The 14,622-nt window shown below is 39.2% G+C and carries 12 protein-coding genes and 1 pseudogene; 8 read left to right on the top strand and 5 right to left on the bottom strand.

All coding sequences use genetic code 11. The features are described from left to right. Positions 1 to 3 precede the first annotated feature (3 nt). The gene (gene lptG / locus E3U36_RS05320) at positions 4 to 1,080 is read right to left on the bottom strand and encodes an LPS export ABC transporter permease LptG (protein ID WP_180817345.1); all 1,077 of its coding nucleotides are present in this window, start codon (positions 1,078 to 1,080) and stop codon (positions 4 to 6) included. Further along, the gene (gene lptF / locus E3U36_RS05315; protein ID WP_180817344.1) at positions 1,080 to 2,177 is read right to left on the bottom strand and encodes an LPS export ABC transporter permease LptF; all 1,098 of its coding nucleotides are present in this window, start codon (positions 2,175 to 2,177) and stop codon (positions 1,080 to 1,082) included. The genes lptG and lptF overlap by 1 nt, the downstream gene beginning before the upstream one ends. Positions 2,178 to 2,468: 291 nt before the next feature. On the opposite strand from lptF, the gene pepA reads away from it, so the two are divergent. The 3 genes from pepA (at position 2,469) to E3U36_RS05300 (ending at position 7,404) form a co-directional block, all read left to right on the top strand. Then, complete coding sequence (gene pepA, locus E3U36_RS05310) at positions 2,469 to 3,977, top strand: leucyl aminopeptidase (protein ID WP_180817343.1); 1,509 nt, start codon at positions 2,469 to 2,471, stop codon at positions 3,975 to 3,977. Between the two features lie 63 nt (positions 3,978 to 4,040). Further along, positions 4,041 to 4,490 carry a DNA polymerase III subunit chi gene (locus tag E3U36_RS05305; protein ID WP_180817342.1) on the top strand — a complete coding sequence of 150 codons (450 nt, stop codon included), beginning with the start codon at positions 4,041 to 4,043 and terminating at the stop codon, positions 4,488 to 4,490. A gap of 16 nt (positions 4,491 to 4,506) precedes the next feature. Beyond that, the gene (locus tag E3U36_RS05300) at positions 4,507 to 7,404 is read left to right on the top strand and encodes a valine--tRNA ligase (RefSeq protein WP_180817341.1); all 2,898 of its coding nucleotides are present in this window, start codon (positions 4,507 to 4,509) and stop codon (positions 7,402 to 7,404) included. 136 nt (positions 7,405 to 7,540) lie between these two features. On the opposite strand, the gene rraB is transcribed toward E3U36_RS05300, so the two are convergent. Next, positions 7,541 to 7,963: a ribonuclease E inhibitor RraB gene (gene rraB, locus E3U36_RS05295; protein ID WP_439647290.1), complete on the bottom strand. Its 423-nt coding sequence runs from the start codon at positions 7,961 to 7,963 to the stop codon at positions 7,541 to 7,543. Between the two features lie 802 nt (positions 7,964 to 8,765). On the opposite strand from rraB, the gene pyrB reads away from it, so the two are divergent. The 5 genes and pseudogenes from pyrB to nrdG all read left to right on the top strand — a co-directional run bounded on the left by pyrB (position 8,766) and on the right by nrdG (position 13,613). Next, on the top strand, positions 8,766 to 9,701 hold the full coding sequence (gene pyrB, locus E3U36_RS05285) for an aspartate carbamoyltransferase (protein ID WP_180817338.1): 936 nt from the start codon (positions 8,766 to 8,768) through the stop codon (positions 9,699 to 9,701). Between the two features lie 11 nt (positions 9,702 to 9,712). Then, positions 9,713 to 10,177, top strand: a complete 465-nt coding sequence (gene pyrI, locus E3U36_RS05280) for an aspartate carbamoyltransferase regulatory subunit (protein ID WP_180817337.1) — start codon at positions 9,713 to 9,715, stop codon at positions 10,175 to 10,177. 98 nt (positions 10,178 to 10,275) lie between these two features. Further along, positions 10,276 to 10,659 (top strand): RidA family protein, encoded by a 384-nt coding sequence (locus tag E3U36_RS05275; protein ID WP_180817336.1) that lies wholly within the window; start codon positions 10,276 to 10,278, stop codon positions 10,657 to 10,659. A gap of 346 nt (positions 10,660 to 11,005) precedes the next feature. Then, positions 11,006 to 13,143, top strand: a pseudogene (gene nrdD, locus E3U36_RS05270) (anaerobic ribonucleoside-triphosphate reductase). Positions 13,144 to 13,148: 5 nt separating this feature from the next. Then, a complete protein-coding gene (gene nrdG / locus E3U36_RS05265; RefSeq protein ID WP_180817546.1) occupies positions 13,149 to 13,613 on the top strand; it encodes an anaerobic ribonucleoside-triphosphate reductase-activating protein in 465 nt (154 codons plus the stop codon). Here nrdG and E3U36_RS05260 read toward each other — a convergent pair. Together E3U36_RS05260 and E3U36_RS05255 are read right to left on the bottom strand one after the other, a co-directional pair. After that, entirely contained in the window at positions 13,610 to 14,050 is a 441-nt protein-coding gene (locus E3U36_RS05260) for a YhbP family protein (protein WP_180817335.1), read from the bottom strand. The two genes, nrdG and E3U36_RS05260, sit on opposite strands and share 4 nt — an antisense overlap. Positions 14,051 to 14,155: 105 nt before the next feature. Next, positions 14,156 to 14,344: a DUF1471 domain-containing protein gene (locus E3U36_RS05255; RefSeq protein WP_180817334.1), complete on the bottom strand. Its 189-nt coding sequence runs from the start codon at positions 14,342 to 14,344 to the stop codon at positions 14,156 to 14,158. Positions 14,345 to 14,622: the final 278 nt, after the last annotated feature.

Genomic DNA, 14,622 nt, shown 5'->3' with positions numbered 1-14,622 from the left:
TAATTATTGGCGTCGCATTAATAATAAAATGCTAAATCCCAGAAATAATACACTAGGTAACATTGCTGCTATCAGAGGAGGAACACCATAGACTAAACTTAGGTTACCAAAGCCATCATTTAGCAGATAGAAAATAAATCCCCCTGAGATACCGATCAATACCCTTACCCCCATTGCGACACTGCGCAGCGGGCCAAAAATAAATGATAGTGCCATTAACATCATAACAGCAACAGAAAGTGGTGACAGAATTTTCTTCCACATACTTAGTTGATAGACTGATGCTTCTTGCCCACTCTCCTTAAGATATTTAACATATTTATACAGGCCCCTGATTGCTAACGAATCAGGTTCCAGAGAAACTACCCCTAATTTTTCTGGGCTTAGGTTGGTTTTCCAATCCATCAATAAACTCTGAGAACCAGTAATTTCTTTTTCATTATTAATCAATGACTTATCTACTTGTGACAATTGCCACTGGTGAGTATCAGAATTATAGCGACCTGAAGCGGCAAAAATGACAGCTTGCAGTTTTTTCTGCGCATCAATTTGGTAGATGGAAATTTCTTTTATGTCATTTTGATCGATAACGCGTTGAATATGAATAAAATTATTACCATCTTTAGCCCATAATCCACGATCTGTCACCATTAGCGATCGACCGACAATTTTTTCAGCCCGATAGTTACTTGCCCACTGCTCTGCTGCAGGCGTAACCCATTCACCAATAACCATCGTCAAAATTACTAAAGGGATCGCGGTCTTCATCACTGACATCGCAACCTGTAAGCGAGAAAAACCAGCCGCCTGCATCACTACCAATTCACTACGGGTTGCCAGGGTTCCCAATCCAAGTAATGCGCCTAACAGTGCTGCCATCGGAAAAAATACTTCAATATCTCTCGGAACGGTTAATAAAGTAAAAATTCCGGCACTCCAGGTGGTATAGTCACCATCACCGACTTTTCTTAATTGCTCAACAAATTTAATAATGCCCGATAATGAAACCAACATAAAAAGGGTCATTAGGATTGAGGAGAGAATAGTACGCCCAATATATTTATCTAATACACCAAACATCAGGCGACTCCTTTAAAGAACTTAGCACGTATTCGACGCATCGAAAGGGTATCCCAAATATTCAATATGATAGCTAATAGCAAAAAAGCCCCATTAACCAGCCACATTGTTATTCTGGGATCAATTTCACCTTTCTCAGCATTAGAGTGCAGGGTACTTTGTAATAAAAAGAAAATTAAATAAAGCAACATCGCAGGTAACATACTTAAGACTCGTCCCTGTCTGGGATTAACTTCACTTAGTGGCACAACCATCAAGGCCATAATAAGTACCGAAACGACTAATGTTAAGCGCCAGTGAAATTCTGATTTTGATTTAGCATCTGTAGCACGCCACAATTGCAACATATCCTTTTGCTCGATTTTATCGTCTGTAACTGCGGTTTCTTTATGATCGATTACCGCCTGATAATCTTTCAAATCCGTTATACGAAAATCACGTAATAGTGCTGTACCTTCATAGCGGGTTCCCTTATCTAATACCACAATTTGATTACCGTTTTGATCCTCTCGGATACGTCCACTTTCAGAAATCACCACGGAAGGACGTTGGTTATTAATCGGGCGTAATTGCGCCATAAAAACATCAGTAAAATTTTTGCCTTTTATATCACTAATATAAAGAACAATATTTTGATCCTTAGTGGTTTTAAATTGTCCCTCAACCATACTGGCCAAACCAGGATTGGCTTTCGCATCGGCTAATGCTTGCTCTTGATATTTTGCCGACCAGGGTAACATCAAGGCTACATTTATTGCCGCAACCAGAGCGGTAAACAATGCCAAAATTAAAGCCGCTGTCACTAATACCCGTTTACCTAAGCCACAGGCATGCATGACAGTAATTTCACTATCGATATAGAGTTTGCTGTAGGTCATTAACAGGCCAAGAAACAGACTTAATGGAAAAATCAATTGTGCCATTTCAGGAATTCCAAGCCCCAGAAGAGGAAAAACTAAATCGGAAGGAATATTTCCCTGAACCGCTGAACTTAATATATTGATTGTTTTTTGACTAAAAAAAATTAAAATCAGGATAAAAAGTATTGCAACTTGACTTTTCAGCGTTTCATTAACTAAGTATCGAATTATAATCACACTAATTACACCTGTGAAAAAATTTTTTTTTGCAGCAAAATAGCTAACTTCGTCGTATAGTTACAGTTACGTACAATATTTTGGTTTTCTTAATGGTTACAATGTATCATGATGATAAATGAAGCATTAACTATTCGATCACCAAACAGAATATGCTTAATCGTTACCTATTACTATCCGTAAACCATTCGGTTAGTTTAACATAAAGCTGCTATTTCATAAGGTAAATTTATACTGTTCGTTAATTTTAGCGATAGTATTAATCTTTGTCTTTAAAATTCAGGAGAATGCATGGAGTTTAGTGTAAAAAGCGGTAGCCCAGAGAAACAGCGTAGCGCCTGTATCATTGTTGGGGTATTTGAACCTCGCCGCTTATCCCCTATAGCCGAACAACTGGATACGATCAGTGACGGCTATATCAGTGCCTTACTACGCCGCGGAGAACTGGAAGGTAAAGTTGGCCAAATGCTATTACTTCACCATGTTCCTAATATATTATCTGAACGCATTCTGTTAGTTGGATGCGGAAAAGAACGTGAACTCGATGAGCGTCAATATAAACAGATTATCCAAAAAACAATTAATACCTTGAATGAAACCGGCTCAATGGAAGCCGTCTGCTTTCTAACTGAATTGCATGTAAAAAGCAGCAATAATTATTGGAAAGTTCGCCAGGCAGTAGAAACTGCAAAAGAAACATTATATGTATTTAACCAACTTAAAAGCAATAAGAGCGAGCCACGACCTCCATTACGTAAAATTGTCTTCAATGTTCCAAAACGCCGTGATTTACCTAATGGCGAGCGCGCTATTCAACACGGCCTGGCTGTCGCGCTGGGTATAAAGTCAACCAAAGATCTGGCTAACATGCCGCCCAATATTTGCAATGCAGCCTATTTAGCCTCACAAGCACGTCAATTAGCCGATGATTATGAAAATCTTACCACCAAAGTGATCGGCGAAGAACAGATGAAAGAACTGGCGATGAATGCCTATTTAGCCGTAGGCCAAGGCTCACAAAACGAATCGCTAATGTCGATCATGCAATATAAAGGAAGTGACGATCCAACGGCTAAACCGATTGTGTTGGTCGGTAAAGGATTAACTTTTGACTCTGGTGGGATTTCTATTAAACCATCCGATGGCATGGATGAAATGAAATACGATATGTGTGGAGCCGCAACTGTTTATGGCGTTATGCGCTTTGTTGCTGAACTAAAACTGCCGATTAACGTCACCGCAGTGTTGGCCGGCTGTGAAAACATGCCGAGCGGTAAAGCTTATCGCCCTGGTGATATTTTAACCACCATGTCAGGGCAGACAGTAGAAGTTCTTAATACTGATGCGGAAGGAAGATTGGTTCTTTGTGACACACTAACTTATGTAGAACGTTTTGATCCTGATTTGGTAATTGATGTTGCAACTTTAACCGGAGCCTGTATTATTGCACTTGGTAATCACTATAGTGGATTAATGTCAAACCATAATCCCTTAGCACATGAATTACTGAATGCCGCTAAGCAAGCAGGCGATAAAGCATGGCGACTGCCTCTGGCTGAAGAGTTCTCTGAGCAGTTAGAATCAAATTTTGCAGATCTTGCCAATATAGGCGGCCGTTCGGGTGGTGCAATTACCGCTGGCTGTTTCCTGGAACATTTTGCTACTAAATATCACTGGGCACATTTAGATATTGCAGGAACAGCTTGGCAATCAGGACAAGCAAAAGGAGCAACAGGCCGCCCGGTGGCTTTACTTGCTCAATTTCTGTTAAATCGTGCTTATATAAACTGTGACGAATAATCGCACCAGTGAATTTATAATAGGGTGTTGTAAGCAATACCCTTTTTCTATAATAGTAATGCGATGAAAAAAGCAACTTTCTATTTAATAGCGCAGCTATCTTCACAAGCAGAACTTGAAAGTCATGAATGGTTAGCCTGTCAGCTAGCAGCAGAAAACTGGCGGATGGGTAAACGTGTTTTAATTGCTTGTGAGGATCAAATACAAGCCGAAAAATTGGATGAAATACTTTGGCAAATAGAACCTTATCAATTTGTCCCACACAATTTAGCCGGTGAGGGCCCTCGCTATGGCGCGCCGGTTGAGCTTTGTTGGCCAACAAAACGTGGTAGCTCAGCAAGATATATATTGATAAATCTACAATCAACATTTGCAAACTTTGCCACAGCCTTCCATGAAGTGATAGACTTTGTACCCATTGATGAAAATTTGAAACAGTTGGCACGTGAACGATACAAAACTTATCGCAGTATGGGTTTTAATTTGATCATGGCACCACCTCCAACCACTTAATAAATAACGAAGCAAGATGGAAAAGAAACCCGCAAATCAAACTCAGTCTGAGCCATCACTCGAAAAAACTTATCAGCCAGCTGCAATTGAACAACCTTTATATGCACACTGGGAAAAAAACGGCTATTTTGCACCACACGGTGATAACAGCAAAGAGAGTTTTTGTATCGTGATCCCGCCGCCTAATGTCACGGGTAACCTGCATATGGGGCATGCTTTTCAGCAAACGATCATGGATACCTTAATTCGCTACCAGCGCATGCAAGGGAAAAATACCCTATGGCAAAGTGGCACAGATCACGCGGGGATCGCCACTCAAATGGTTGTTGAGCGCAAAATTGATGTAGAAGAGAATAACACTCGTCATGACTATGGCAGAGAAGCGTTTATTGAAAAAATTTGGCAATGGAAAGCCGAGTCTGGCGGTAATATTTCTCAGCAAATGCGACGACTGGGTGACTCTGTTGATTGGCAACGTGAACGCTTTACCATGGATGAAGGCCTCTCGAAAGCAGTAAAAGAAGCATTTATTCTGCTCTATCAAGATGATCTTATTTATCGCGGCAAACGATTAGTTAACTGGGATCCTAAGCTACATACCGCTATTTCCGATTTAGAAGTTGAAAATCGAGAAGTTAACGGTTTTATGTGGCATTTACGTTATCCCCTTGCTGATGGGGTAAAAACTGCCGAAGGCCAAGATTATCTGGTTGTTGCCACGACTCGACCAGAAACCATGCTTGGTGATACGGGTGTTGCAGTTAATCCCGCTGATCCGCGCTATAAGGATTTAATCGGCAAACAAATTATACTGCCATTGGTTAATCGCCGTATTCCTATCGTCGGTGATGAACACGCCGATATGGAAAAAGGCACCGGCTGTGTGAAGATCACACCAGCACACGATTTTAACGACTATGAAGTGGGAAAACGTCATCAGTTGCCAATGATCAATATTTTCGATTTCAATGGCCATATCCGCCAACAAGCTGAAGTATTCGACAACGCAGGCAACCCTAGCACTATTTATACCACAACAATCCCTGCAAACTATCAGGGAATAGAACGTTTTGCTGCCCGTAAAGCGATGGTCAACGAATTAGAAAAATTAGGATTATTAGTTGCCGTAAAGCCGCATCAACTGACCATCCCTTATGGCGATCGTGGCGGTGTTGTTATTGAACCCATTCTGACAGATCAATGGTATGTTCGTACCCTAACATTAGCAGAGCAAGCCATTGCGGCGGTAAAAGATTGCCGTATTCAGTTTGTACCTAAACAGTATGAGAATATGTATTTTTCCTGGATGAAGGATATTCAAGATTGGTGTATTTCACGCCAATTATGGTGGGGACATAGAATACCCGCCTGGTATGATAAAAACGGTAACGTCTATGTCGGACATAACGAAGAGGAAGTTCGTCGAGATAACAACCTCAGCGCTGATATTAGCCTACATCAAGATGAAGATGTATTAGATACCTGGTTCTCTTCTGGTCTGTGGACCTTTTCAACATTAGGCTGGCCAGAAAATAGCGAGGCGTTAAAAACTTTCTATCCAACGGATGTGTTGGTTAGTGGCTTTGATATTATCTTTTTCTGGATAGCACGCATGATCATGCTGACGATGTATTTCATCAAAGATGAAAATGGCCAAGGGCAAATTCCTTTTAAAACCGTCTATATGACAGGCCTGATCCGCGATGAAGAAGGGCAAAAAATGTCAAAATCCAAAGGCAATGTCATCGATCCATTGGATATGATCGATGGTATCTCGCTGGAAGATTTACTGACAAAACGTACTGGCAATATGATGCAACCCCAATTAGCTGAAAAAATTGCTAAACGTACCCGTCAAGAATATCCGCAAGGCATCGAAGCGCATGGTACTGACGCTTTACGCTTTACGCTTGCAGCATTAGCATCGACCGGGCGAGACATCAATTGGGATATGAAACGTCTTACTGGTTATCGCAATTTTTGTAATAAACTTTGGAATGCCAGTCGTTATGTCCTGATGAATACAGAAGGTCTAGATTGTGGTCAGCATGGTGGGGAAATGACTTTTTCGCTGGCTGATCGCTGGATCATGGCAGAATTTAACCAAACGGTAAAATTGTATCGTGAAGCATTGGATACTTATCGTTTTGATATCGCTGCCAATATTTTGTATGAGTTTACCTGGAACCAGTTCTGCGATTGGTACTTAGAACTGTCTAAGCCGGCTATCCATAAAGTAAATGAGACAGAAATTCGTGCCAAACGTTATACCTTGATTGAAATACTGGAAAGCCTATTACGGCTGGCACATCCTATTATTCCATTTATTACCGAGACGATTTGGCAACGGGTGAAAGTAATTAAAGGCATCCAACAAGACACTATTATGTTACAGCCTTTCCCAATCTTTGAACCAGCCAAAGTTGATGAAGAAGCGCGTTATGATCTGGAATGGATCAAAGAACTGATTATTGCCATACGTAACATTCGGGCAGCAATGAATATCTCACCCGGTAAGCCATTAGATCTGCTACTACGTGGTGCTAATCATGCAACCAAACGGCGTATTACAGAAAATCTGAATTTTATTCAAGCAATGGCCCGCCTTAGTTCTATTACTATTTTGGATGAACAGCAACCAACACCACTTGCTGTAACTAAACTGATAGATGGTGCAGAAGTGTTGATCCCAATGGCAGATTTAGTCGATAAAGATACCGAACTAGCGCGGCTAGATAAAGAGCTGGATAAATTAACCAAAGAGATAGAGGCGATTGAAAACAAGTTAGCTAACGATAGTTTTGTCGGCCGAGCGCCTGCTGCTGTTGTTAAAAAAGAGCGTGAGCGCCTGGCGGGACAGTTAGCAGCAAAACAAAAACTGACTAATCAAAAAGTAACTATTAGCTCACTTTAAATAAGAAACAACATTGCTACTTTATGTAGCAGTGTTGTTAACTGACAAATTTACTCTAACCACCCTACTTACTCAACTCAATATGCATCATCAGCTGATTTATAATCCCTGTCCTTTCTATTCTAACAATTTGATTCTAGTGTAATGCCTTCGATTCAACGTCTTTTTCTTCCGCATCATCATAATTAGGATCTTCAAAGAAAGTACCCCAACCATCGTAGTTAATGCCAATTTTCTCAGTTAACATCATCAATTGTACGACTTGCTTATCAATTAATTCTGCATCAAGCGCGCTATCTCGATAGACATCACAACACATCAGTACTGTACCATCTTCAATTTCTAGCTCTTCAGCATCATGCACTTCATAACCCAATTTAAATGCCACTATTGCCGCTTTTTCCAATAACTTAAAGTCTTTGGCCGAAAAGTGATGTTCTATTTCATACAAAGCATTCGGATCACTACCATCTACCAATAATTCTTCGATGATTGAATGCGTCTCTGCTCGCTGCTCTGCAACTGCTTTTTGCTCCAGTAACAAATTTTCTGTGGAAATTTGCTGTTCTGATAATGCTTTTTTAAAAGACGTCAACTCTTCAGCTGAAAGGTACTGCTCTATTTCATAAAACACATTAGGATCACTGCTATCCGTCGCTACATTTTCAACATCCAAACTGGTATCTGCGTGCTGCTCTCCTAGTACTTTTTTATTAACCATGTCGCGCGCCCTCTGTATTAATATGACAGTAACTTTTGCATTCTCCCATAGCCAACGAAGGAGAGCTACTATTACAACAAAGAAATTTATATTCAGATTGATTTGGATTTTTTATGATCATGATTTGAATATAAGTTCAATATAAAAAAATAAGTAAAGTTACCGAGTTCTATTTAATAAAAAGCAACTCTGGTATGATTATTTAAGTGAATATCAACAAAAAAATTGATTTTCGATTAGCAGATAACGAAAAATAGACCACCCATTTGATTATTGGCAGCTAAGAATTGTAGGTTTAATGTTGCTAAAATATTCCTCAGTAGGTTCAGTAACAATTATTTTATTACCGCGCAAAAATTTTTCTGAATTCAATGCATTATATTTTTAACCATTTTTTCAATTTTCTTTCTGTAATCACTTGCTATACTGACAGAGCGGCGTATAATGCCACAAAATTTTTGTGGGAGAAGAAATGCATAACCAATGCTTAAAAGAATCAATATATGCATTGCTGCCATTGGGCTATTTAGTTATTGCATTTCCTCCTCAATTGACCCTATTTATTCAAGCCCCTCAATGAGGGGCTTTTTTTTGGCATAACAATACTTAGATATGGCACAAAGAAAGGAGGAACAACACGATGGTTAATCCGTTGTATCTTCGAGACATAATCTCGATTAATGATTTAAAGCGTGAAGATCTACTCACTGTACTTGAAGTTGCTACATCACTAAAACAACATCCCCAACCGAATCTGCTAAAACATAAAGTGATTGCCAGTTGTTTCTTTGAAGCTTCCACCCGTACACGCTTTTCATTCGAAACAGCCATTCACCGCTTAGGTGCTGCGGTGGTGGGTTTTTCCGACAGTAATAATACTTCGTTAGGTAAAAAAGGCGAAACCTTGGCCGATACGATATCGGTTATTAGTCAATATGTTGATGCCATTGTTATTCGTCATCCACAAGAGGGTGCATCACGTTTAGCGGCTCAATTTTCAGGAAAAATTCCGGTGATCAATGCCGGTGATGGTGCCAACCAACATCCTACCCAGACATTACTCGATCTATTCACCATTCAAGAGAGCCAAGTCAGCTTAAATAATTTGCATATTGCGATGGTTGGTGACCTAAAATATGGCCGAACCGTTCATTCATTAACCCAAGCATTATCGAAGTTTGATAATAATCATCTCTATTTTATTGCACCTGAAGCTTTATCGATGCCAGCTCATATCCTTCAGCTGCTAGAAGAAAAAGGGGTAACTTATAGTTTACATGACAACATAGAGGCGGTCTTGCCAAAACTGGACATTCTCTATATAACTCGAGTGCAAAAAGAACGTTTAGATCCTTCTGAATATGCCAATGTTAAAGCCCAATTCATTTTAAACAGCCATGAATTAGCTGTCGCTAAACCTGGCATGAAAGTTTTACATCCTCTACCACGCATGGACGAAATTACTACAGATGTTGATAAAACATCACATGCTTACTATTTTCAGCAAGCCGGTAATGGTATTTATGCACGACAAGCACTTCTAGCACTGATCTTAAATAAAACCATTAATTTCTGAGGCATTCAATTATGGCAAATAACCACAAATTACAAGTAGAAGCAATTAGCTGTGGCACCGTTATCGACCATATTCCTGCCCAAATGGGTTTTAAATTACTTTCGTTGTTTAAATTAACGCAAACTGATCAGCGTATTACCATAGGTTTAAATCTACCTTCTAATCACTTAGGTAAAAAAGATCTGATTAAAATTGAAAATACCTTTCTCACCCCTGAACAAGCAAACGAACTGGCAATGTATGCTCCCCATGCCACGGTTAACTGTATTAAAGACTATAAAGTGGAAAAAAAGCTATCAATTACCTTACCTGAGCAAATTGATGCAGTTTTGATCTGTCCTAACAGTAACTGCATTAGCAATAATGAACCGGTCAGTAGCAGTTTTATCATTAAGCAGCGACATAATGAAGTCATTCTGACATGCAAATATTGTGAAAAAACCTTTGATCGACATGCGGTAATTAATAATATGTAATGCAGTATTATATAACCCTCTCATTCATGTCGACCACTAGAATAGTGGTGGTAGTAAATTTATAATTAACTTTTAGACTACAAGGTAAATAACAACTTATGTCATACGAAATTAAAACTGAAAATGCACCAGCAGCTATCGGCCCTTATGTGCAAGGTATTGATCTTGGCAACATGCTTATTACATCCGGCCAAATTCCGATTGATCCGAAAACCGGTGAAATAGCTGAAGACATAATTGCCCAAACAACACAGTCACTGAAAAATATTCAGGCTATCGTAGAAAAAGCGGGGCTCAGTGTGGCTAATATTGTTAAAACTACCGTTTTTGTTAAAGATATGAATGATTTTGCGAGCGTAAATGCCACTTATGAAGCGTTTTTTAACCAACATAATGCGCCTTATCCTGCTCGTTCTTGCGTCGAAGTTGCTCGCTTACCAAAAGATGTTGGTATTGAAATTGAAGCGATAGCTATTCGTTAATAAAAACCCCTAACTTTGATATTATGCCTAATCAAACTTAGCTAACGCTTATGATTTAACCATTTACTTAACCAAATCTTTATAGAAACTTTTTCTATAAAGATTTTTAAATAATTAGCAACTTAAACCTCTCTGCTGTTATTAACATTTAGCTAAAAAGCAAACAACATCAAACTTCTTTGTTTTAGATCAATAAAAGCCCTGCTAAATAACCTCCAGATACTATATATTGTACTTTAATGTACTTAAAAGCACTATATATAGAATTTATAGACAAGTTATCCACAATTTAATGCTACCTAATTAATTGTGATTAAGTTGTGGATAATAATTGGAGGAGCCTATTGTGAAAACAGTAGTTATTAAACGCGATGGTTGTCAGGTCGTTTTTGATAAAAATCGGATCCAAGAAGCCGTCATGCGTGCAGCCACTGCCACTGGGATTTGCGATGATCAATATTGTGCAGTTGTCTCCTCAGTCGTCGAACAACAATTAGGCAACCGCCAAACCGTTGATATTCATGAAATTCAAGATGCAGTTGCAAATCAACTGATGGCTGGTCTTTATAACGATCTGGCCAGAAATTACATTTAATATCGCCATGAACGGGACATTGCCAGAGAACAACGTAGCCGTCTCACTCACGAAATTCGCGGCTTAATTGAGCAAAGTAATGTTTCGTTACTTAATGAGAATGCGAATAAGGACAGTAAGGTTATTCCAACTCAACGCGATTTATTAGCAGGTATTTTTGCTAAAAATTATGCTAAGCAACATATTTTACCGCGTGATGTCGTTATGGCGCATGAACGTGGTGAAATTCACTATCATGATCTGGATTACTCACCATTTTTCCAATGTTTAACTGTATGCTTATCGATTTGCAAGGCATGTTAACCAAAGGTTTTAAAATGGGAAATGCTGAAATTGAGCCACCAAAATCAATTTCAACCGACACCGCCGTCACAGCACAAATTATAGCCCAAGTGGCCAGCCATATTTATGGTGGTACTACTATTAATCGTATCGATGAAGTGCTGGCTCCATTTGTTCAGGCGAGCTATAAAAAAAACTTAAAAATTGCCAAAGAATGGCAAATTGCCGACCAATTTGCCTATGCTGAGAGCAGAACAGAAAAAGAGTGTTATGACGCTTTTCAATCACTAGAATATGAAGTCAATACACTTCACACTGCAAATGGCCAAACACCTTTTGTTACCTTTGGATTTGGCTTAGGAACCTCAAACGAGTCACGGTTAATCCAAAAATCTATCTTACAAAATCGTTTAGCTGGATTAGGTAAAAATCGTAAAACCGCGGTATTTCCAAAATGATTTTTTGCTATCCGTAAGGGTGTCAATCACCAATATGGCGATCCCAACTACGACATTAAACAGCTTACACTTGAATGTGCCAGTAAACGGATGTATCCAGATATTCTTAACTACGAGAAGGTGGTAAACGTCACCGGCTCTTTCAAAACACCGATGGGTTGCCGCAGTTTCTTGGGCGTTTATGAAGAGCAAGGTCAAGCTATTCATGAAGGACGTAATAATCTCGGTGTGATCAGTATTAACTTGCCCCGGATAGCAATTGAGGCCAAAGGTGACGAACAACGATTTTACCAAATATTGGAGAACAGATTGGCAATTACCAAAAAAGCACTGATGACGCGTATCGCCAGACTGGAAAATGTCAAAGCGCGTGTCGCCCCAATTCTTTATATGGAAGGTGCTTGTGGCGTTCGTTTACAAGCAGAAGACAATATTGCTGAAATATTTAAACGTGGTCGTGCATCGATCTCTTTAGGTTATATCGGCCTGCATGAAACAATCAATGCACTTTATGGTACGCAACAACATGTTTTTGATGATCAAACTCTGCGACAAAAATCCTATCAGATCATTAAGCAGCTACGTGCAGCGACAGATCACTGGAAAGCTGAAACCGGCTATGGATTTAGCTTATATAGTACCCCCAGTGAGAATTTATGTGACCGATTTTGTCGCTTAGATGTGGCTGAATTCGGTTTAATTGAGGGGGTTACTGATAAAAGATACTGTACCAATAGTTTTCATCTGGATGTCGAAAAACAAGTCAATCCCTACGATAAAATTGATTTTGAAGCTCCTTACCCAGCTTTAGCCAATGGCGGCTTTATCTGCTACGGTGAATATCCAAACTTACAGCATAACTTAAAAGCATTAGAAGATGTCTGGGATTACAGTTACCACCATATCCCCTATTATGGCACCAATACCCCAATTGACGAGTGTTATGAATGTGGTTTTGCAGGTGAATTTGCCTGTACCAGTAAAGGATTCGTCTGCCCATCTTGCGACAATCATGATCCAACCCGCGTTTCGGTTATTCGTCGCGTTTGTGGTTATCTTGGCAGTCCCGATGCTAGACCATTCAATAGCGGTAAACAAGAAGAAGTCAAACGACGCGTTAAACATTTGAAAAATGGTCAACTTGGATAATGATTATGAATTATCATCGATATTACCCGGTTGATGTGGTCAATGGCCCAGGAACACGTTGTACGTTATTTGTTGCGGGCTGTCTCCATCAATGCAAAGGTTGTTACAACAAAAGCACCTGGAAAATTGATTCGGGTAAACCGTTTACCCAAGCAATAGAAAATCAAATCATCACTGATTTGCAAGACCAAAGGCTCGTTCGTCAGGGACTTTCCCTCTCTGGCGGCGACCCATTACATCCACAAAATGTAGAGACGATTTTACAACTGGTTAAACGCATTAAACGCGAATGCCCAGATAAAGATATTTGGTTGTGGACCGGTTATACCCTTAACCAATTAACTGATAATCAACGAGCCGTGGTTAACTATCTTGATGTATTAGTTGATGGTAAATTTATTCAAGCGCGCTATGACCCCAATCTATTATGGCGAGGTAGTCATAATCAAGTGATCCATAGACTGAATTAACTATCACGATGCCAGACCTGTTTAGTGCCAAAACCTAACTTATTATTGACCATTTTGATCTGTTGTAAAGATAATTGCCAAATAGGGATACTGGCTGCCATAGCGACTGGAAATCGTCGATTATAATCTTGCCTGGCTTGCTTTTCTTCTTTACCGGTTAGATAATCGACTTTACCGATAAATTGTATTCCTTGTATGTTGGCCACTGTTTTATTTTGACAACAAATAGTGCCAGCCACAAACGGGTTTTTAAGCATCAGTTGCCCATGGCAAGTACTGGTTTCAGTCAAAAAATATAACGACATCGTTTGGGAGTTAAAGGTATAAAAACAAATGGCAGGCCAGACATCTGACTGAAAAGAGGTAAATAGCGAAAAAACATGCTGACGCGAAAGATATTGTTGCATAATAGCTAATGATGATTGATCAGCTAACATAGTCGTAATATATATACTTAAGTAAAAACACGCTGAGAATAACTCTTCAGCGTGTTTTTATCAAAAATTAAAGCGCTATCATCATCCGATAATTTATACTACCAATTATCTATAGGCTGGAGAAGTAGCTTGACTGTTACCATAGATGCGAGCATTAGCTTGTACTTTATTTTGTGTATAGGCTAAAAAGGTAACATAATAGCTAGTAGTTGCCCCTTTTTTGGTATCTTCTTTAGCTAACTGCTCAACGGCACTAGTAGGCGTTTCTACCACAACAACAGAGACAACATCCATTGGCTACTGGGTAGGAAATTGCATGACTTGTTTTGCCTCATCAGCGATTGCACCGCATGACAACGCACCTAAAACCAAAATTAAAGCAGCTGGTAATTTTTTCATCATAAACTCCTTAATTGATTATTATCATTCAGAAATATTATTGGTTATTCCTGTGATATAGATCATAGTATAGGCACTAGTTAAAATTTTGGATTAGTTTTTTTTGTTGCTGTCTTTCAAAAAAAATGAATAACATATAAAAAATAATTCTTTTAATTTTGTTAAAATAGTGT

It is taken from the genome of Arsenophonus endosymbiont of Aphis craccivora (genome assembly GCF_013460135.1).
GTDB classification, from domain to species: domain Bacteria; phylum Pseudomonadota; class Gammaproteobacteria; order Enterobacterales; family Enterobacteriaceae; genus Arsenophonus; species Arsenophonus nilaparvatae.
This window is presented reverse-complemented; position numbering and strand designations above follow the sequence as displayed.

Bases quoted from the DNA above. Each gene is read 5' to 3' on its own strand.
- pyrB (WP_180817338.1), top strand. From the start codon at position 8,766: ATGGTTAATCCGTTGTATCTTCGAGACATAATCTCGATTAATGATTTA.
- E3U36_RS05260 (WP_180817335.1), bottom strand. From the start codon at position 14,050: ATGTTAGCTGATCAATCATCATTAGCTATTATGCAACAATATCTTTCG.
- E3U36_RS05305 (WP_180817342.1), top strand. From the start codon at position 4,041: ATGAAAAAAGCAACTTTCTATTTAATAGCGCAGCTATCTTCACAAGCA.
- E3U36_RS05275 (WP_180817336.1), top strand. From the start codon at position 10,276: ATGTCATACGAAATTAAAACTGAAAATGCACCAGCAGCTATCGGCCCT.
- E3U36_RS05300 (WP_180817341.1), top strand. From the start codon at position 4,507: ATGGAAAAGAAACCCGCAAATCAAACTCAGTCTGAGCCATCACTCGAA.
- pepA (WP_180817343.1), top strand. From the start codon at position 2,469: ATGGAGTTTAGTGTAAAAAGCGGTAGCCCAGAGAAACAGCGTAGCGCC.
- pyrI (WP_180817337.1), top strand. From the start codon at position 9,713: ATGGCAAATAACCACAAATTACAAGTAGAAGCAATTAGCTGTGGCACC.
- nrdG (WP_180817546.1), top strand. From the start codon at position 13,149: ATGAATTATCATCGATATTACCCGGTTGATGTGGTCAATGGCCCAGGA.
- E3U36_RS05255 (WP_180817334.1), bottom strand. From the start codon at position 14,344: ATGGATGTTGTCTCTGTTGTTGTGGTAGAAACGCCTACTAGTGCCGTT.
- lptG (WP_180817345.1), bottom strand. From the start codon at position 1,080: ATGTTTGGTGTATTAGATAAATATATTGGGCGTACTATTCTCTCCTCA.